At 39.6% G+C, this 16410-nt stretch carries 18 protein-coding genes; 14 read left to right on the plus strand and 4 right to left on the minus strand.

The window, feature by feature from the left end:
- The first annotated feature begins 130 nt into the window (after window positions 1–130).
- A complete protein-coding gene (locus PHQ42_03580; protein ID MDD5071789.1) occupies window positions 131–1264 on the plus strand; it encodes a glycosyltransferase family 4 protein in 1134 nt (377 codons plus the stop codon).
- Window positions 1265–1607: 343 nt separating this feature from the next.
- Here PHQ42_03580 and PHQ42_03585 read toward each other — a convergent pair whose 3' ends face one another.
- Window positions 1608–1760 carry a hypothetical protein gene (locus tag PHQ42_03585; protein ID MDD5071790.1) on the minus strand — a complete coding sequence of 51 codons (153 nt, stop codon included), beginning with the start codon at window positions 1758–1760 and terminating at the stop codon, window positions 1608–1610.
- A 61-nt stretch (window positions 1761–1821) separates the two neighbouring features.
- Between PHQ42_03585 and PHQ42_03590 the strand changes: the two genes are divergently transcribed.
- The 4 genes from PHQ42_03590 (at window position 1822) to greA (ending at window position 5201) form a co-directional block, all read left to right on the plus strand.
- Entirely contained in the window at window positions 1822–2514 is a 693-nt protein-coding gene (locus PHQ42_03590) for a glycosyltransferase family 2 protein (GenBank protein ID MDD5071791.1), read from the plus strand.
- A 3-nt stretch (window positions 2515–2517) separates the two neighbouring features.
- Window positions 2518–2970, plus strand: a complete 453-nt coding sequence (locus PHQ42_03595; GenBank protein ID MDD5071792.1) for a DUF192 domain-containing protein — start codon at window positions 2518–2520, stop codon at window positions 2968–2970.
- A gap of 132 nt (window positions 2971–3102) precedes the next feature.
- Window positions 3103–4650, plus strand: coding sequence for an O-antigen ligase family protein (locus PHQ42_03600; protein ID MDD5071793.1), 1548 nt, complete (start codon window positions 3103–3105; stop codon window positions 4648–4650).
- A gap of 89 nt (window positions 4651–4739) precedes the next feature.
- Window positions 4740–5201 carry a transcription elongation factor GreA gene (gene greA / locus PHQ42_03605; protein ID MDD5071794.1) on the plus strand — a complete coding sequence of 154 codons (462 nt, stop codon included), beginning with the start codon at window positions 4740–4742 and terminating at the stop codon, window positions 5199–5201.
- Window positions 5202–5242: 41 nt separating this feature from the next.
- On the opposite strand, the gene PHQ42_03610 is transcribed toward greA, so the two are convergent.
- Window positions 5243–6001, minus strand: coding sequence for a class I SAM-dependent methyltransferase (locus PHQ42_03610; GenBank protein ID MDD5071795.1), 759 nt, complete (start codon window positions 5999–6001; stop codon window positions 5243–5245).
- Window positions 6002–6170: 169 nt separating this feature from the next.
- Here PHQ42_03610 and lysS point away from each other — a divergent pair, with 169 nt between their 5' ends.
- Window positions 6171–7640: a lysine--tRNA ligase gene (gene lysS / locus PHQ42_03615; protein MDD5071796.1), complete on the plus strand. Its 1470-nt coding sequence runs from the start codon at window positions 6171–6173 to the stop codon at window positions 7638–7640.
- A gap of 109 nt (window positions 7641–7749) precedes the next feature.
- Complete coding sequence (locus PHQ42_03620; GenBank protein ID MDD5071797.1) at window positions 7750–8334, plus strand: HDIG domain-containing protein; 585 nt, start codon at window positions 7750–7752, stop codon at window positions 8332–8334.
- A gap of 50 nt (window positions 8335–8384) precedes the next feature.
- On the opposite strand, the gene PHQ42_03625 is transcribed toward PHQ42_03620, so the two are convergent.
- Entirely contained in the window at window positions 8385–8747 is a 363-nt protein-coding gene (locus PHQ42_03625) for a hypothetical protein (GenBank protein ID MDD5071798.1), read from the minus strand.
- A gap of 122 nt (window positions 8748–8869) precedes the next feature.
- On the opposite strand from PHQ42_03625, the gene PHQ42_03630 reads away from it, so the two are divergent.
- The 7 genes from PHQ42_03630 to PHQ42_03660 all read left to right on the plus strand — a co-directional run bounded on the left by PHQ42_03630 (window position 8870) and on the right by PHQ42_03660 (window position 16005).
- Window positions 8870–9490, plus strand: a complete 621-nt coding sequence (locus PHQ42_03630) for an HD domain-containing protein (GenBank protein MDD5071799.1) — start codon at window positions 8870–8872, stop codon at window positions 9488–9490.
- Window positions 9491–9532: 42 nt separating this feature from the next.
- A complete protein-coding gene (gene serS / locus PHQ42_03635; protein MDD5071800.1) occupies window positions 9533–10798 on the plus strand; it encodes a serine--tRNA ligase in 1266 nt (421 codons plus the stop codon).
- 2 nt (window positions 10799–10800) lie between these two features.
- Complete coding sequence (locus tag PHQ42_03640; GenBank protein MDD5071801.1) at window positions 10801–11706, plus strand: metallophosphoesterase; 906 nt, start codon at window positions 10801–10803, stop codon at window positions 11704–11706.
- Between the two features lie 200 nt (window positions 11707–11906).
- A complete protein-coding gene (locus PHQ42_03645; protein ID MDD5071802.1) occupies window positions 11907–12353 on the plus strand; it encodes an NUDIX domain-containing protein in 447 nt (148 codons plus the stop codon).
- 63 nt (window positions 12354–12416) lie between these two features.
- Window positions 12417–13361 carry a D-alanine--D-alanine ligase gene (locus PHQ42_03650; GenBank protein ID MDD5071803.1) on the plus strand — a complete coding sequence of 315 codons (945 nt, stop codon included), beginning with the start codon at window positions 12417–12419 and terminating at the stop codon, window positions 13359–13361.
- A gap of 234 nt (window positions 13362–13595) precedes the next feature.
- A complete protein-coding gene (locus PHQ42_03655; GenBank protein ID MDD5071804.1) occupies window positions 13596–14492 on the plus strand; it encodes a hypothetical protein in 897 nt (298 codons plus the stop codon).
- A 550-nt stretch (window positions 14493–15042) separates the two neighbouring features.
- Window positions 15043–16005: a tyrosine-type recombinase/integrase gene (locus PHQ42_03660; protein MDD5071805.1), complete on the plus strand. Its 963-nt coding sequence runs from the start codon at window positions 15043–15045 to the stop codon at window positions 16003–16005.
- A 203-nt stretch (window positions 16006–16208) separates the two neighbouring features.
- On the opposite strand, the gene PHQ42_03665 is transcribed toward PHQ42_03660, so the two are convergent.
- Window positions 16209–16410: hypothetical protein (locus PHQ42_03665; protein MDD5071806.1), on the minus strand; the 202-nt coding region annotated here is incomplete at its 5' end.

Consider the following 16410-nt stretch of genomic DNA (forward strand, 5'->3'; position numbering starts at 1 on the left):
AGACGTGTGCTCTTCCGATCTTAAAAATTCCTAATGTCAAAAATGTTTTTAATTTAGAAATTAGATATTAGGATTTTTATTAGAAATTGGGTGATTCAGAAATTAGAAATTATTACCGTCTTAGCAAGGTATGGCGAGAAACTTTAACCTACTTTTTATTTCTACAATGAGAACTATTTTATTCACATTGGAATATCCTCCCTTCCACGGCGGTATAGCCAATTATTACGGCAATTTGGTCAAGCACTGGCCGCAACCGAATGAAATTTTTGTTCTGGACGACAACAAGGGCCAATTGGTGAAGAATTGGCTTTGGCCGAAATGGCTGCCGGCCGTGTTTAAGTTAGCTAAGGAAATTAAAAAAAGGGAAATAAATCATGTTTTGATCGGGCAAATTTTGCCTTTGGGAACCGCCGCTTTTCTTGCGTCCAAGTTTAAAAACTTTGAATATTCCGTTATTATCCACGGGCTTGATTTTTCTCTGGCTTCGCGAAGCGCCTGGAAACGTTGGCTTTCCCGGAGAATTCTTGCTAAGGCGAATAATATAATTTGCGGAAACAGTTATGTGGCGAAATCGGCGGAAAATTTTTTGGGCAGCCGGAAAAAGATAGTTGTGGTTAATCCGGGAATTAACGGTCGCATAACGCATAACGTGGAACTTATAACGAATATCAAAAAAAAATATAATATAGAAAACAAGTTTATACTGCTTACGGTTGGCCGCCTGGTAAAAAGAAAGGGCGTTGATATGGTTCTGGCTTGCTTGCCGGAAATTTTAAAACAGGCGCCAAATTTAATTTATGTTATAGTCGGCGATGGCCCAGAAGAAGAAAATATTAAAAAAATTATTGCCGGCTTGAAACTGGAAAAAAATGTTTTGATAATTAGTAGCGCCGATGATAAAAAAAGAAACGCCTGGCTTGATCTCTGCGATGTTTTTATTATGCCGGCCAGAAATATGGGCGGAGATTACGAAGGCTTTGGCATTGTCTATTTGGAAGCGAATCTGGCTGGCAAACCGGTCATTGCCGGAGCCAGCGGGGGAGTCGGAGATGCGGTGGTTAATGGCTTAAACGGCCTGTTGGTTAATCCGGAGAGTGAAGAAAAAATTACCGAAGCGGTTATTAAATTAGCCCGAGATGAAAATTTAAGGAAAAAACTGGGAGAAAGGGGGAGAGAGAGGGCTTTAAGGGAATTTAGCTGGAGAAAACAAATTGAAAAAATATATAATTTAATTCTGCCCCCTTTCGAAAAGGGGGATTAAGGGGGATTTTAAAAACAAAAAGGAAGCGCCTAGACTATAAACGCTTCCCGTCACTTGAAAAGTGATTTCACCTGCCTATAAACAAGAAATATCCCCAAAACCAAAATAAAGTTAAACAATAACGATAAATCCGATCGGAGATAAAGCGGGGATATCCGGCCCAATAACCAAATGAAATAGTAAGTTATCAGACAGGCCAAACCCAAAAAACAAAAAAAGGCATTTTTCCCCGCCACTTCCTTTTGCAAAAAGGCGCCAACAAACATGATGGACAGCGCGCATAGGGAGAAGGCGAGAAACAATTTAAAAAAACAAAAATAGAAAAGGGAAATTTCCATATCACCTACTCCTCCGCTATCGCTTTAAGCGCGAAAGGAAGGATGAAAACAGCGTCAAGCAAAAAGACCAGGGAAAACAGGCAAGGAAAATAAAGGCAATAGAGAATAATTTCTCCTTCACTGCCGGCATATCTTAACATATCAAAGAACGGGTTCATACCACCCTCCTTTATTTGAATAAAATTACTTTTATATTAATACTTTTCAGCCAAAAGTCAAATGATTAGCATTATTATTCCAATTTACAACCAAGCGGACAAACTGCCTGAATGTTTAGACAGCATTCTTAACCAAACACATAAAGATTATGAAGTGATTATTATTGATGATGGTTCAACGGATAATATTCAAAAAGTTATTGACAAATATAAAAAAAATTTAAAATTTAAAATTTTAAATTTAAAATTAAATGAAGGCGCGCCCGCGGCCCGAAACAGGGGATTTAAGGAAAGCAGGGGGGGGTATTTGTTTTTTTGCGATGCGGATGCGGTTTTGGCTCCGGAAGCCCTGGAAACGATGCTTAAAGCCTTGGAGAGCCATCCGGAAGCAAGCTATGCCTACTCCTCTTTCTTTTGGGGCAGAAAACTTTTTAAATTAGGTCAGTTTTCCGAAGAAAAACTGAAAGCCGGCCCCTGTATCCATACCATGTCCTTGATCAGGCGGGAAAATTTTCCCGGAAGCGGTTGGGATGAATCCATAAAAAAACTTCAGGACTGGGACCTGTATCTGACAATGCTTGCCAGGGGATACAAGGGTTTCTGGATTGATAAAATCTTGTTTAAAATCAAGCCCGGGGGAACAATAAGCTCCTGGCTGCCTTCTTTCGCCTATAAATTGATGCCGTTTTTGCCAACGGCCAAAAAATACAGGGAAGCGGTGAAGATAATAAAAAATAAACACCATTTGCTTTAAGCTATGCTTAAAAAAATAATATTTTTTTCCGGATTTTTGGCGATTTTAACTATTGCTGTTTCAGCGACCATTTTTTTTCCCGACACGGAAAAAAGAACGAAAAAAGTCAAAATAAATAACACTGAAATCGGGGTAGAAATTGCCGAAACGCCGAATGAGCGATATTTGGGCCTGTCCAACAGGGATAGCTTATGCCAAAATTGCGGAATGCTTTTCGCGTTTCCGGATAAGAAAGAAAGGGCCTTTGTTATGCGCGGAATGCTTTTCCCTATAGATATCATCTGGATTGATGGGGAAAAAATTGTTAAAATAGACGAGGAGTTGCCCTTGCCTGTTTCCGCGGACCCGGAAGAATATAAAAGCGGCCAGCCGGTTAATTATGTTCTGGAAGTAGGCAGTGGCTTTTGTAAAAAAAATAACTTTAAAGCCGGGGATAGGGTGGAATATTTGAAATAACCAAGATACAAGAAACAAATTCCAAATAATGACCAAATATTAAAATCCAATAACCCAATAATTGGCTTATTGGTTGTTGAATATTGAAGTTTGTTTGGTTATTATTTCTTGGTTATTGATTGTTTTTAGTTTATGGAAAATTTTTTTGATAAAAAGACAAAACTTATATTTTTGTTTATATTTTTGGCGGAATTATTTTCAATTTTCGCTTTTTTGTTGCCCAATTTCGGAACCGCCGCTTTTTTTGCCATTACCGCCCTGGTCTTGGTTTTATCTGTTATCAAGGTGGAATATGGCATCTTAATATTGCTCGCTGAACTTTTTATAGGTTCCAAGGGTTATTTATTTTATTTTGAAAGCGGCGGAACGGCAATTTCCATCCGCATCGCTCTCTGGCTTATTGTTTTGGCGGTTTGGCTGGGGAAATTTTTGGTAAACTGGGCAAGGAATAAACAGCGCCCCGAATTAGAATTAGGCGAAAAAAATATTTATTTTCATTATTTCCCGCCAAAGGCGGGTCAGCCTCTGGCTGATATTATTTCCCGCCAAAGGCGGGTCAGCCTCTGGCTGATATTATTTTTATTTATCGCTTGGGGAGTAGTTAACGGCTTTCTGAACCATAATGATTTTGGCAACATATTTTTTGATTTTAACGGTTGGCTTTATTTTGCTTTAATCTTTCCCATCTACGGCTTTGCGGAGAAAAAAGAAAATATTCGCGATTTAGGCAGGGTATTTTTAGCCGCCATGTCTTGGCTGGCCGTTAAAACTTTCTTTCTCCTTTTCGCTTTTTCCCATGATTCATCCGGCCTGATTCTTGAACTTTACAGATGGGTGCGGACTACCGGCGTTGGCGAAATCACGGCGATTCAGGGCGGCTTTTACCGCATATTTTTCCAGTCGCATATTTTCATCCTCCTTGGCTTCTTCATCCTCTTAGCCTTCTTTCCCCGCTGGCCGCCAAAAAATAAAAAATTATTCATTATTCATTATTCATTATTCATTTTATCCCTGTCCGTAATCCTTGTGAGTTTTTCCCGCAGTTTCTGGGTCGGTTTAAGCGCTGGCTTACTATTTTATTATTTGGTTATAATCTTTGAAGAAAAAACAAAAACCATCCTAAAAATTTCCGTGGTTTTGCTGGCAACCGGGGCGGCAGCCGTGGTTGTTATTTTTGCCATTGTCAAATTTCCTTACCCCAGCCCATTGGGCGGTTTTGACACAAGTTCCCTTTTCTCTGAACGCCTGAGCAAAACCGATGAAGCGGCCATTTCTTCCCGCTGGCAGCTTCTCCCTCCTTTATGGGCAGCTATAAAAAAAGCGCCGATTTTGGGAACTGGGTTCGGAACTACGGTTACCTACCAGTCAAAAGACCCGCGAATTCTGGAAACTAACGTTGACGGCCAATATACCACTTATGCCTTTGAATGGGGCTGGCTTGATATTTGGTTAAAACTCGGTTTTCTTGGGCTCATATCGTATATAGTCCTGATGGCAAAAATCGCCTATGACGGTCTAAGAGCGAAAAATCGGCTTGGCTTCGGTCTGGCAATCGGTCTGGTTGTTTTGGCGGCCGTAAGTTTTTTCAGCCCCTACGCCAACCACCCCTTGGGCATCGGCTATCTGATAATCGCCGCGGCAACCGCAGAGAGATTAAAAACGGACACAAACCTTGCCTAATTTTTTATTATCCTGTATATTAAAGATTATATTATCTAATTTTTCCACATGGCATGCTATATATTGCATGTTACGTGTTACGTAAAAATATGCCTGACCAAATAATATCCCAAGAAGGTTATGACAAATTAAAAAAAGAGCTGGATTATTTAACAAATGTCAGGAGAAAAGAAATCGCGGATAGGATTGAGAAGGCCAAAGAGTTAGGCGATTTAAGCGAGAACGCCGAATACCAGGACGCCAAAGACGAACAAGCCTTTAATGAGGGCCGGGTTATGGAAGTGACAAATTTGCTCAAAAATCTGACCATAGTGGAGGATAAGCGCACTAAAAAAAATGAAGTTGTTATGGGCTCAAAATTAACTGTAAAAAACAGCAACGGGGAAAAAGAATACACGATTGTAAGTTTTAACGAAGCTGACCCTCTCGCCGGAAAAATTTCTAATGAATCCCCCTTAGGTGTTGCTTTTCTTGGCCGAAAAAAAGGGGACAAAGTAAAAGTTAATACCCCTAAAGGCGAAGTTGAATACGAAATAATAAAAATTGAGTAAAAATAATTTCAAAAAAATTTAAAATAAAAAAACCGTGCCTTTTAAAAGGGCACGGTTTCTACTTTTTGGCAAGAGTAGATAATAGTATGAGGACGTTCACTGCCTTCATCAAAACGGGGATCCGGGTTCAGAAGAACATAGGGAAATCCATTCCTCTCCGCCTCCGGTATATGAGACGGATTAATGGTAATTTGTTCCACTATTCTTCTTACTAAAAATCCGGCTTTGCTAAGACAGGAGATAGCTTCATTTATAGTTAAATAATTCTCCTGCCATCCTCCATTATCTGTTGCGTCAGTAGCCTCATCTTTCTTCCAGCCTAAAGGAATTTGCTGGGGATGAGTACCGCAAAACGTAAAATTACCATCCATTTTCAGGAAAAAGTTAATCTGTCTGAATATCTCTCCAATTTCCCCAAGCAAACAAACACCATAACTAGAAATTATAATGTCGAAATAACTGCCCGGGTGATTTAAAACTTTTAGAAGATCAGAGCAATCTCCCTCTAAAAGTTCAATCTTAATTCTATTATCTTCGGCTAAAATTTTGGCTCTTCGCAACATAGCAGGGGAGATATCAATCCCCGTACAAATAGCGCCTTGCTTAGCCAAGGCAATAGAATTTTGGGCTGCCCCGCAAGCTATTTCTAAAATTTTCTTTCCCTTCACACATCCCAATAACTTAAGGTCTTTCTCTCCTGGAGCAAGCCAGCCATAGTGTACATTGTCAGTGTTTATTTTTACTCTCGCAAAATAACCAGAACAAAAAGCATCTTTCTTCCAAACATTATCAACAGCCATTTTGTTTACCCCCTTTTGCCTATTTTAATGTTCAAACTTAAATATTTTAATATTTAGTTTTTTTATTTTATATCATAATAAGAAAAAAATCAACTCATCTCAATTTTGACTTTTTGCTAAAAATAACCTAAAATATTAATATTAATTAACGTATTAATTTCCTAATTATATGCCTAATGCCAACAAGGTAAACGAATATAAAGAAAGAATTAAAAAATTAGCCAATTTAAAAAAAGAAGGCATAAATCCATACCCGGCCCGAACCAAAAGAACGCATTTAATAAAAGCGGTCATTTTAAATTTTTCTAAACTGGAAGAAACGAAGGAAAAAATATCTCTCACTGGCCGCTTGCGCGGCCTGCGTTCCCACGGCAACTTAACCTTTGCCAATTTGGAAGACGAAAGCGGTAAAATCCAGATCGCCCTCTCTAAAAAAGAAATAGGGGACAAAGATTATAAAACTTTCGTGAAATTTATAGACATAGGCGATTTTGTCGGAATAGAGGGGGAGTGCTTTTTAACGCATAAGGGCGAAAAGAGCGTTTTGGCGAAAAATTGGAAAGTACTGGCTAAAACTCTGCGGCCTCTGCCTGACAAATGGTCGGGCCTTAGAGATGAAGAAGAGCGATTCAGAAAAAGATATTTAGACATTCTTTTTAATCCGGAAGTAAAAGAAATGATAGCCAAAAGAGCTAAATTCTGGCAGGCCACCCGGGAATTTTTAATTAAAAAGGGATTTTTGGAGGTGGAAACTCCTGTTTTGGAAACTACTACGGGCGGAGCTGACGCCCGGCCGTTTATAACTCATCATAACGCCTTGGATTTAGACGTCTATCTGCGGATATCCTGCGGCGAACTTTGGCAGAAAAAATTGATGGTGGCCGGCTTGGAAAAGGTTTTTGAAATCGGCCGGATTTTTCGGAATGAAGGCATGGACTCGGAGCACCTTCAGGATTATTCCCAAATGGAATTTTATTGGGCTTATGCTGATTATGAAGAAGGGATGAAATTAGTGGAGGAAATGTATAAATATATTGCCCAGGAAATTTTCGGCGCGCTTAAATTTAAAATCAGGGGATTTGAAGTTGATTTGGGAAAAAAATGGGAAAGATACGACTATCGCCAGATTATAAAAAAACAAACCGGAATTGATATTTTAAAAACAAATGAAAAGGAAATAAAAGCTAAATTGGATAAACTGGGCGTGGAATATGATAAAAAGGGCTTTAATATTACACGAGCTATTGACAATCTCTGGAAATACTGCCGTAGGCAGATTGGCGGGCCGGGGTTTTTAGTCGGAGCGCCGATTACGGTCTCGCCCCTGGCTAAACGGGATGAGAAAAACCCGGAAATTGCCCAGCGCTTTCAGGTAATCCTTGCCGGCTCAGAGCTTGGCAACGGCTACAGCGAATTAAACGACCCGACTGACCAAGCGCAAAGATTCAGGGAACAGCAGGAACTGCGCGAAGCCGGGGATGAAGAAGCCCAAATGTTTGACAAGGATTTTGTGGAGGCTTTGGAATATGGCATGCCTCCGACCTGCGGTTTTGGCTTTTCCGAACGTCTTTTCGCTTTTTTAATGGATAAACCGATGAGGGAAACCCAAATTTTCCCCTTGATGAAACCGAAAAATTAATTATCAATTATCAATTTACAATTACCAATAAATATTTAATTATCAATTGAAAATTTAAGCATTGATAATTGTTTGAAAATTGTTAATTGAAAATTGAAAATTCAGATATATGGACTTAGGCGTAAACTATAAACAAGCTGAAGAGTTATTAAATAAATACATCAAGGATGACATCGTAAAAATGCATTGCCTAGAGAGCGAAGCCATAATGCGGGAACTGGCCAAGCATTTTAACGAAAACGAGGAAATCTGGGGTATTATTGGTTTGCTTCATGATATTGATTGGGATTTAACTAAAAATAATCCCAAAGAGCATACGGTAAAAGCCGTGGAAATTTTAAAGGAAGCCGGCGCTAGTGATTTTTTAATTGAAACCATTGTTTCGCATGGCTATGGCAACGAATTTTGCGGAATTAACCAAGATAAAGCAAGAACCGCAAAAATTCAGCATGCCTTAGCCGCGGCTGAAACTTTAACCGGCTTAATCATCGCTTGCGCCTTAGTCCAGCCGGATAAAAAATTAGCTAGCGTCAAGCCAGAGTCTTTAAAAAAGAAATTTAAAACCAGGGCCTTCGCCGCCAAGTGCGACCGCGAGATTATTTTGGAATGCGAAAAAATAGGATTGTCTTTGGATGAATTTTTGGAAATTGGCTTAAAGGCTTTGCAGAGAATTAGTGATAAATTGGGTTTATAAATAAAAGGCCCAGTTAATTTAGCTGGGCCATATAAGGGGTAAGGCACAATTTACCTTATCTTGATAACCCTTGTGTCTTCCGGAACCGGGATTTTGACGGTTCCACCTTCGCTCAAGGCGAGGAAAGGATTTTGGGGAGAATGCGGCTTTTCAGGATCCCTTAAAACCCTTTTGTAGATAACCACGCCTGTTTTTTTACCCATATCGTCCACCAAAATAAACCTGGTCCCGTTATATAATTCTCCGAAGGTCAAGGAAATTTTTATGACTTCGACATCATCAGTGACAGTGGAAAACGACCCGGAACGAACGGAAAGGGCTGTAAGCGGTTTTACGGTGGAAAGACTTATGGATTGAACCGGAAATTCAAGTTTTACCATAAGATTGGGATCGCTGTCTTCGGCAGATTCCAAAAAATAAACCAGTCTCCGTACCGCAATTCTTCAAAAAGCATGGCGCTTCTCCTTTGTTAAAATGAACGTTAACTTCTCGGGGATTACAATATAATATTGTATCACCTAACTTTTGTCAATAAATGCCTAAAGATAAAAATCTAAAACAAATTCTGAAATTTTTACACCAAATAGGGAAACTGAAAGAAACCTATCGCTTTGGCGAGTCGAAAACTTTAAAAGGCGATTCCAGCGCTGACCATTCTTGGCGTTTGGCTTTAATGGCGGCGGTCGTCGCCAGCGAGTTAAAATTAAAATTAAAACTGGAAAAAGCTTTAAAAATCGCTTTAATCCATGATTTGCCCGAAGCCATTACCGGCGACATTGACGCCCGGCTTATTGCTCAAGGAAAAATTACCAAGGAATATAAACACCAAAAAGAAGAGAAAGCAATGGAAAAAATCAAAAAATTTCTGCCGGTTAAAACGGGAAAGGAGATCTATAAGCTCTGGCAGGATTATGAAAAAGGAGAGTCGGAGGAAGCAAAATTCATAAAAGCCCTTGATAAAATAGAAACCTTAACGCACTTTACGAAAATAGAAGCCCCGGGTAAAATTGATACGCCGGAACTCCTGGTAATTTATGGCGACAAGGAAGTAAAAAACTTTCCCCGGCTGGAGAGCATGTTCAAATTAGTCAAAAAAGAAATAAAAGAAGATATTAAAAAAAATAATATTCCCTGGAAAAAAGAATACAATATATAAATTAATTATTCATTTTTCATTATTAACTATAAATTAACCCATATGCTGGACATAAAATTCATCCGCGCCAACGCGGCGAAAATCAAGGAAGCGGCCAAAAATAAAAACATCAAGGTTGATATTGACGAGTTGCTTAAAATTGACGAGGAAAGAAGGGAAAGTCAGGGGAAAATTGACGAATTAAGGGCTAAACGCAATGAATTAGCGGCCGCGGCTAAAGGAGGAAAACCGACATCTGCCCAGATTGAAGAGGGGAGAAAACTGAAAGAAGAAATTACTGCTTTTGAGAAAAAATCCGAAGAAATTGAAAGGCAGTATCAGGATTTAATGGAAAAAGCGCCTAACCTTTACCACCCGGATACGCCGATTGGCAAAGATGATTCCGAGAATAAAGAGATTGAAAGAGTGGGGGAGCCGACGAAATTTAACTTTACCCCTAAAGACCACTTAACTTTAGGCAAGGAATTGGATATTTTGGATTTTGAAACTGCGGCGCAAGTGGCCGGGGCCGGATTTTTCTACTTGAAAAATGAACTAGCTTTGCTGGAATTCGCTTTAATCCAGTTCGCTTTGGAAAAACTGGTAAAAAAAGGCTTTATTCCTTTTTCCACGCCTGACTTGGCCAAGAGTTTTATTATGAAAGGCACGGGCTATAACCCGAGAGGCAATGAAGAGCAGATTTATGAAATAAAAGGCGAAGACACTTCTTTAATCGCCACGGCCGAAATCACCTTGGGCGGCTATCTGGCTAACAAAACACTTAAAGAAGAGGATTTGGATATAAAATATGTCGGCTTTTCCCATTGCTTTAGAAAGGAAGCCGGGGCCTACGGCAAAGAATCCCGCGGCCTTTACCGAGTGCATCAATTCAGCAAAGTTGAGATGTTCGTTTTTTCCCGGCCGGAAACTTCCGAAGAATTGCACCAAGAAATGAAAGAAATTGAAAAAGAAATTTACAAAGAGCTGGAAATTCCTTTCCGGGTGATGGAAATCTGCTCGGGCGACTTAGGCGGACCGGCTTACAGAAAATATGATTTGGAGGCCTGGATGCCGATGAAAAATAACTGGGGAGAAATTACCAGCTGCTCCAACTGCACTGATTTCCAGGCCCGGCGCCTGAATATAAAATACAAAACCAAAGACGGCAAAACCGAATATGTCCATACTTTAAACGGCACCGCCATTACTTCCAGCCGCGCGCCCTTGGTGATTCTAGAAAACTTCCAGCAGGCCGACGGTTCGGTTATTATTCCCAAAGCCCTGCATAAATACCTGCCAGGCGGCCTCAAAGTTATTAAGAAGAAATAATTATGATTTTGACAAGTCTTGGCGTAATCGCTTTTTATTTAAGCTATTTCCTTGCCTTTTTCTTAATATACTTAATCTGGCCCGGGATTCAAGCAGGGAGAACCTTAAGATTTTTTTTAATCTTAATTTGCCTAATTTTTCTTTACGCCCGCTTTATTGAGCCGAGAATTATCAGAATAAAACGCCGACAAATAAATTTTAAAAACCCCCTAAAAACTGGTTTAAAAATAGTTATCATTTCCGACCTGCATATCGGCCTTTTTACTAAAAAAAGTTTATTAACCAAAGCTGTAAAAAAAATAAATAATCTTAACCCCGACCTGGTTTTTATTCCCGGCGATTTTGTCTGGCGCTTGCCGGAAAATAAAATAGAAAAAAATTTGGCCGACTTGAAAAAATTAATGCCCCGGACTTTGGCGGTTCTGGGAAATCATGACTGCGGCAACCAACACGAAAAAGACGTTTCCAAAAAATTAATGGAAATTTTATTAAAATGCGGAATTAAAGTTATTGACAATAAAATTGAAACCATAAAAATAAGGGGGCAAGAAATTAGAATTGTTGGGTTGGCTGATTTAGAAACGAGAAAACCTGATTATAACTTATTAAAAAATCTTAGCCGCGATGATATTAACATAATTCTTGAACACAATCCGGATGCGGCTTATGAATTTCCGTCTTATAATATGAATTTGGTTGTCTGCGGGCATACCCACGGCGGACAAATTCGGATTTACCCTTTTTATAAATACGCTTATAAATATATTGCCAGAATGACCCATGATTTTGACAAGGGCTTGAGGGAATTCAGAGGCACAAAAGTCTTTATTACCACCGGCATAGGTTTGGGCGGTCTGCCCTTCCGCTTTTTAATGCCGCCGGTGATTGATATTTTAGAAATAGAATGACATCCCTGTCATTGCGAGGACCCCGCCGAGGCGGGGGACGAAGCAATCTTTGGTCCAAAAGCACGAAGTCTGATTTTATTAAATGGCTATAATTAACATCCACCGAGGTAACATAATATTTTTTAATTTTTTTACTATTTCCAGCTGTCCAGAGATTGCTTCGTCCCGCCTGCTGGCAGGACTCGCAATGACAAATAAATATGCCTAAAAAAGAAAGATTTAAAGTATATTCAGCTATTTATCTTGTTCTCATCAGAGATGAGCAAATATTACTGCAAAGGCGGTATAATACTGGCTATCAAGATGGTAACTATGGTTTAGTGGCTGGCCATCTTGAAAGGGGCGAAACAACTAAACAATGCTTAACCCGTGAAACTAAAGAAGAAGCTAACATTGTCTTAAGCCCGGAAGATCTCGAGGTAATTCACGTTATGCACCGGCTTACACCTGTGAGAGAATATTTTGACATTTTTCTGCGCGCCCAAAAATGGGCTGGTGATATTACGAACATGGAGCCGAATAAATGCGACGATCTTAAATGGCATAAACTTAATGACCTACCAGAAAATATGGTGCCGGAAGTAAAATTTGCCCTTGAGAACATTGGCAAAAATATATATTATAGCGAGTTCGGCTGGCCGGCTTAAAACGATATACTATATAATATTATTCGTATATTCGTATTGATTTGTAATTCGTAGAGAAAAAATATGAAAAAACTAAAAATCGCTTTGCTTTCCGGCGGTTGGGGAGGGGAGAGGGAAGTCTCCTTAAAAACCGGGGAACAAATTTACAAAGCGCTTGATAAAAAAAAATATCAAATTTTTAGATATGACCCAAAAAATAATTTGGGGAAATTTTTTAGCGACGCCTTAAAGAAAAAGTTTGATTTAGTATTTCCGGCTCTGCACGGCCCGTTTGGCGAAGACGGAAAATTGCAAGGTCTGCTTGATATACTCAATATTCCTTATTTATTTTCCGGCTGCCTATCAAGCGCCTTGGCTATGAATAAATATAAAACCAAGGTAATCATAGAAAAAGAGGGGATAGAAATGGCTCCTGATGTTTTAATCAGAAAAAATGAAAAATATAATTTAAATAAAATTATAAAAAAATTATCCCTGCCCATTGTTGTTAAGCCGTCTGAACTTGGCTCATCCGTCGGCATGTCAATTGCCAAAAATAAAAAAGAACTGAAGAAGGGGATTGAAACCGCTTTTCGATACGACAGAGAAGCGCTTTTGGAAGAATTTATAAAGGGGCGGGAATTAACCGTGCCGGTTATGGGTAATAATCCGGCTCGCGCCCTGCCCGTAATCGAAATCATACCGCGCGTTTCCGCCTGGTTTGATTATAAGGCCAAATACGAGGTCGGAGGCAGCGAAGAAGTGTGTCCGGCTAAAATTCCCGCCAAAATCAAGACAAAAGCACGGGGGCAGGCCCTGGCCGCTTATAAAGCCATTGGCTGCAAAGATCTGGCTCGAGCGGATTTTATTTGGCAAAAGGGGAGTGATAAGCTTTATTTTTTAGAAATAAATACTATCCCGGGCATGACCGCCACTTCTTTAGTCCCGCAATCGGCCAACGCCGCCGGCCTGCCTTTCAGCCAATTCTTAGATAAACTAATAAGTGGCGCCATCTCCAAAAGGGCTTAAACCCTTTAACGACCCCTTAATCCGGATTCTGCCTACGGACTTGAACATTCCTGCCATAATCCGAATGCCTGTTTTGCCTTCGGCAGCCCTGCTACAAATAGGGCACATGCGAATTATGCTCCGAATGCTAATTCGCGGCATTCGCATTAATTCAAAGTTCGTGAAGATAAGCACAGTAGAATTCGAATTAATGGTTCATCTAAACAAAGCAACCAGTTTAATCTCGTTGAACATATGTATAAGAGGAGGAAAAAAATTGATTATCAAAGTAAAAATCTGTCCAATCCATTTTTTCATCACCGGCGGAAGAAAAAAATAAATTTTTCCATCGGCTGGTCGGGCAAAAAAAAATTAACGGTTTTCTTGATTTTACTATTGGCAGGCGGGCTGATTTGGCTTATTTTTTCCTCGGCTGTTTTTTCAATCAACAATGTGATTGTCAGGGGGGCAATAAGGATTCCGCCGAGAGAAATTGAAAACCTGGCCTGGCAACAAATTCGAGAAAAAAAATTCGTATTTCTTCCTCAAAATAATATCTTCGTTTTCGGAAAAAAAGAGATGGAAGAAAAATTAGGAGAAAGCTACTCTTTTGAAAAACTCACAATCAACAAAAATCTTCCCCACACCCTAATCATAGACGTCCAAGAAAAATCATACGCTTTTATCTGGTGCGAGGAGGAAAAATATTATTACGCCGATATTGACGGCTACTTGATAAACGAGACAAACCCCCTGGAGATTAAACAAAAAAAATACCCAATTATCCAAAATCAGGGCGAAAGAAAAATAATAAATGATTTCGCCGGAGGGCTGGGGAAAATTGATGTTGATGATAATTACATAAACTACATAATAGGCCTTTCCCGCCGGTTTCCTGGTGAAAAAAAAGAAGAAGGGGATGAAGCTGAAACTTCCGACAGTTTAATCGTTGAAAAATTTATATTGGACGGGGAAATTAATACCGTAAAAATGTCTTTGGCGGATGGGCCAACCATATATTTTAATACTAACGAGGATCAAGAAAAACAAATAAGGAAATTAATGGCCATAAAGGAAGAAACTTTAAAAAACGATTTTAAAAATAAAAACTATATAGACTTAAGGCACGGAGACAGGGTTTATTATAGATAATATTTCTTTAATATTAGCTAAAATAGCTAATATTAGCCCAAAATAATTAAGACAAAAGGCTAAAAAACCATCCCGGATAAAAATAAAAAAATTAGGAATAAAGATAATATAAAGACAAATTGCCGTTACATTTACAATAGCGTAAAAACGAACGGCCGTTCGTCCCAACTAAATTATAAATTTAAAATTTTTAGCAAAAGACAATGGAAGGTACCACTAAAATTTTAAATTTTACAAACCTATGGAGGAACAATTGTTCAAACTCATATTTATACTCGCGGCTATAGTCTATGGCCTGTTATGCATCGGGATTTTCCTGATATTTTTAAAATTTTTACTAATGTTTGCGCCGGAGATAAATATACTGGGATTAACAATTACATAACGCTTAGGGAGAAACAGAAGCGCCGGAAACGGCCAAGAGGCTTTATTGGCTTGCCTAAAGAGCAAACAAAAGATATAATAGATTATAGGTTGATTAATCTACATTATGCGAAGTATTGTTAACCCTTAAATAAAGGCCGGCAAATAGGCCAGTCCTCTCCCCTATATGGAAAAGAACAAACCAATAATAGAATATTTAAATAACTTCTTGGATTATGCGGAAATAGAAAAGGGGCTTTCGGCTAAAACGCAGGAAAACTATGCCCGCTTTTTAAATAAATTTTTTAAATGGCTAGAGGCGAATAACCTGACCAGCTTAAAACCGAACACCCTCTCCCCTATCCATATCTCTAAATACAGAATCTTTTTAGCCCGGCATATTGACCCGCGGACGAAAAAAACTTTAAAAAAAACCACGCAGAACTATTATTTAATCGCTCTGCGTTCCCTGTTGGAATTTTTTGTGGAAAAAGACATTGCCTCCCTCTCCCCCACCAAAATTAAATTAGCCCGCGATAAAGCCGACAAAGAAATTAAATTTCTGACTTTGGACCAAATTGAAAGGCTGCTTCTGGCCCCGGATACGAAAAATATTATCGGATTGCGGGATCGGGCCATACTGGAAACTTTTTTTTCTACGGGGTTGCGGGTAGCGGAACTAATAAGCTTGAACCGGGACCAATTGAGAATAAAAAACTCCACCCGCGACCTGGAAATTTCCATTTTGGGCAAAGGCAATAAAGTAAGGACGGTTTATTTCTCCGAAAGAGCCATTGAGGCCATGAAGAGATATTTGGAAAAAAGGCAGGATATGGATGAAGCTTTATTTATTAATTACAAGCCCGGAATCGCCAAAACTGACAAATCTAGGCGCCTAACCTCTAAAAGTATTGAAGATATTGTGAAAAAATACGTGAAAATTTCCGGCCTGCCGGTCATGGCCACGCCCCACACCATCAGGCACTCCTTTGCCACAGACTTGCTTACCCAGGGGGTTGACCTGCGTTTAGTCCAGGAATTTTTGGGACACCGCAACATCGCCACCACGCAAATCTATACCCATGTCACCAATAAGCAGCTTCGCGATGTCCACCGCCGTCTCCACAGCGGAAAAAATTTAAAAAGATAAAAAATCTCAAAATAAAGAAAAAAGGGAAGCTTCATGAAGACAGCTTCCCTTTTGGGTATAGGGCGCAAATTGTTTGAGAACGGGGTATTGGAGGGGGTCGCGATATGATTGGAAATCTATAAAAAACGATCGCGTATATGTAAAAATCCCGCCCTTTTTTAGCCGCCGACGCTTCTTCGTGGCCGCCACAATCGCCCTATTTTTTATCGGATAGGCATGGCCAGGCCAAACTGGCAATCACTATCCTTCGAACCGGACGCCTTGGCACGCGCATGAGCATGCGCTGGATGCGGCTTAAATCTAGCCGCGGAATGCTTATCGGTGTCCGCTGGATTAATCTTATAAAAAATTCTAAAAAATGTCAACCCCTTTAAAAGCTTATGCGGAGCATGAAATGCGGTTGCT

Source organism: Patescibacteria group bacterium, from assembly GCA_028711655.1.
GTDB lineage: Bacteria > Patescibacteriota > Patescibacteriia > Patescibacteriales > JAQTRU01 > JAQTRU01.

Coding starts and splice junctions, on each gene's coding strand:
- PHQ42_03580 (MDD5071789.1), top strand. CDS start 131: ATGGCGAGAAACTTTAACCTACTTTTTATTTCTACAATGAGAACTATT.
- PHQ42_03585 (MDD5071790.1), bottom strand. CDS start 1,760: ATGAACCCGTTCTTTGATATGTTAAGATATGCCGGCAGTGAAGGAGAA.
- PHQ42_03590 (MDD5071791.1), top strand. CDS start 1,822: ATGATTAGCATTATTATTCCAATTTACAACCAAGCGGACAAACTGCCT.
- PHQ42_03595 (MDD5071792.1), top strand. CDS start 2,518: ATGCTTAAAAAAATAATATTTTTTTCCGGATTTTTGGCGATTTTAACT.
- PHQ42_03600 (MDD5071793.1), top strand. CDS start 3,103: ATGGAAAATTTTTTTGATAAAAAGACAAAACTTATATTTTTGTTTATA.
- greA (MDD5071794.1), top strand. CDS start 4,740: ATGCCTGACCAAATAATATCCCAAGAAGGTTATGACAAATTAAAAAAA.
- PHQ42_03610 (MDD5071795.1), bottom strand. CDS start 6,001: ATGGCTGTTGATAATGTTTGGAAGAAAGATGCTTTTTGTTCTGGTTAT.
- lysS (MDD5071796.1), top strand. CDS start 6,171: ATGCCTAATGCCAACAAGGTAAACGAATATAAAGAAAGAATTAAAAAA.
- PHQ42_03620 (MDD5071797.1), top strand. CDS start 7,750: ATGGACTTAGGCGTAAACTATAAACAAGCTGAAGAGTTATTAAATAAA.
- PHQ42_03630 (MDD5071799.1), top strand. CDS start 8,870: ATGCCTAAAGATAAAAATCTAAAACAAATTCTGAAATTTTTACACCAA.
- serS (MDD5071800.1), top strand. CDS start 9,533: ATGCTGGACATAAAATTCATCCGCGCCAACGCGGCGAAAATCAAGGAA.
- PHQ42_03640 (MDD5071801.1), top strand. CDS start 10,801: ATGATTTTGACAAGTCTTGGCGTAATCGCTTTTTATTTAAGCTATTTC.
- PHQ42_03645 (MDD5071802.1), top strand. CDS start 11,907: ATGCCTAAAAAAGAAAGATTTAAAGTATATTCAGCTATTTATCTTGTT.
- PHQ42_03650 (MDD5071803.1), top strand. CDS start 12,417: ATGAAAAAACTAAAAATCGCTTTGCTTTCCGGCGGTTGGGGAGGGGAG.
- PHQ42_03655 (MDD5071804.1), top strand. CDS start 13,596: ATGTATAAGAGGAGGAAAAAAATTGATTATCAAAGTAAAAATCTGTCC.
- PHQ42_03660 (MDD5071805.1), top strand. CDS start 15,043: ATGGAAAAGAACAAACCAATAATAGAATATTTAAATAACTTCTTGGAT.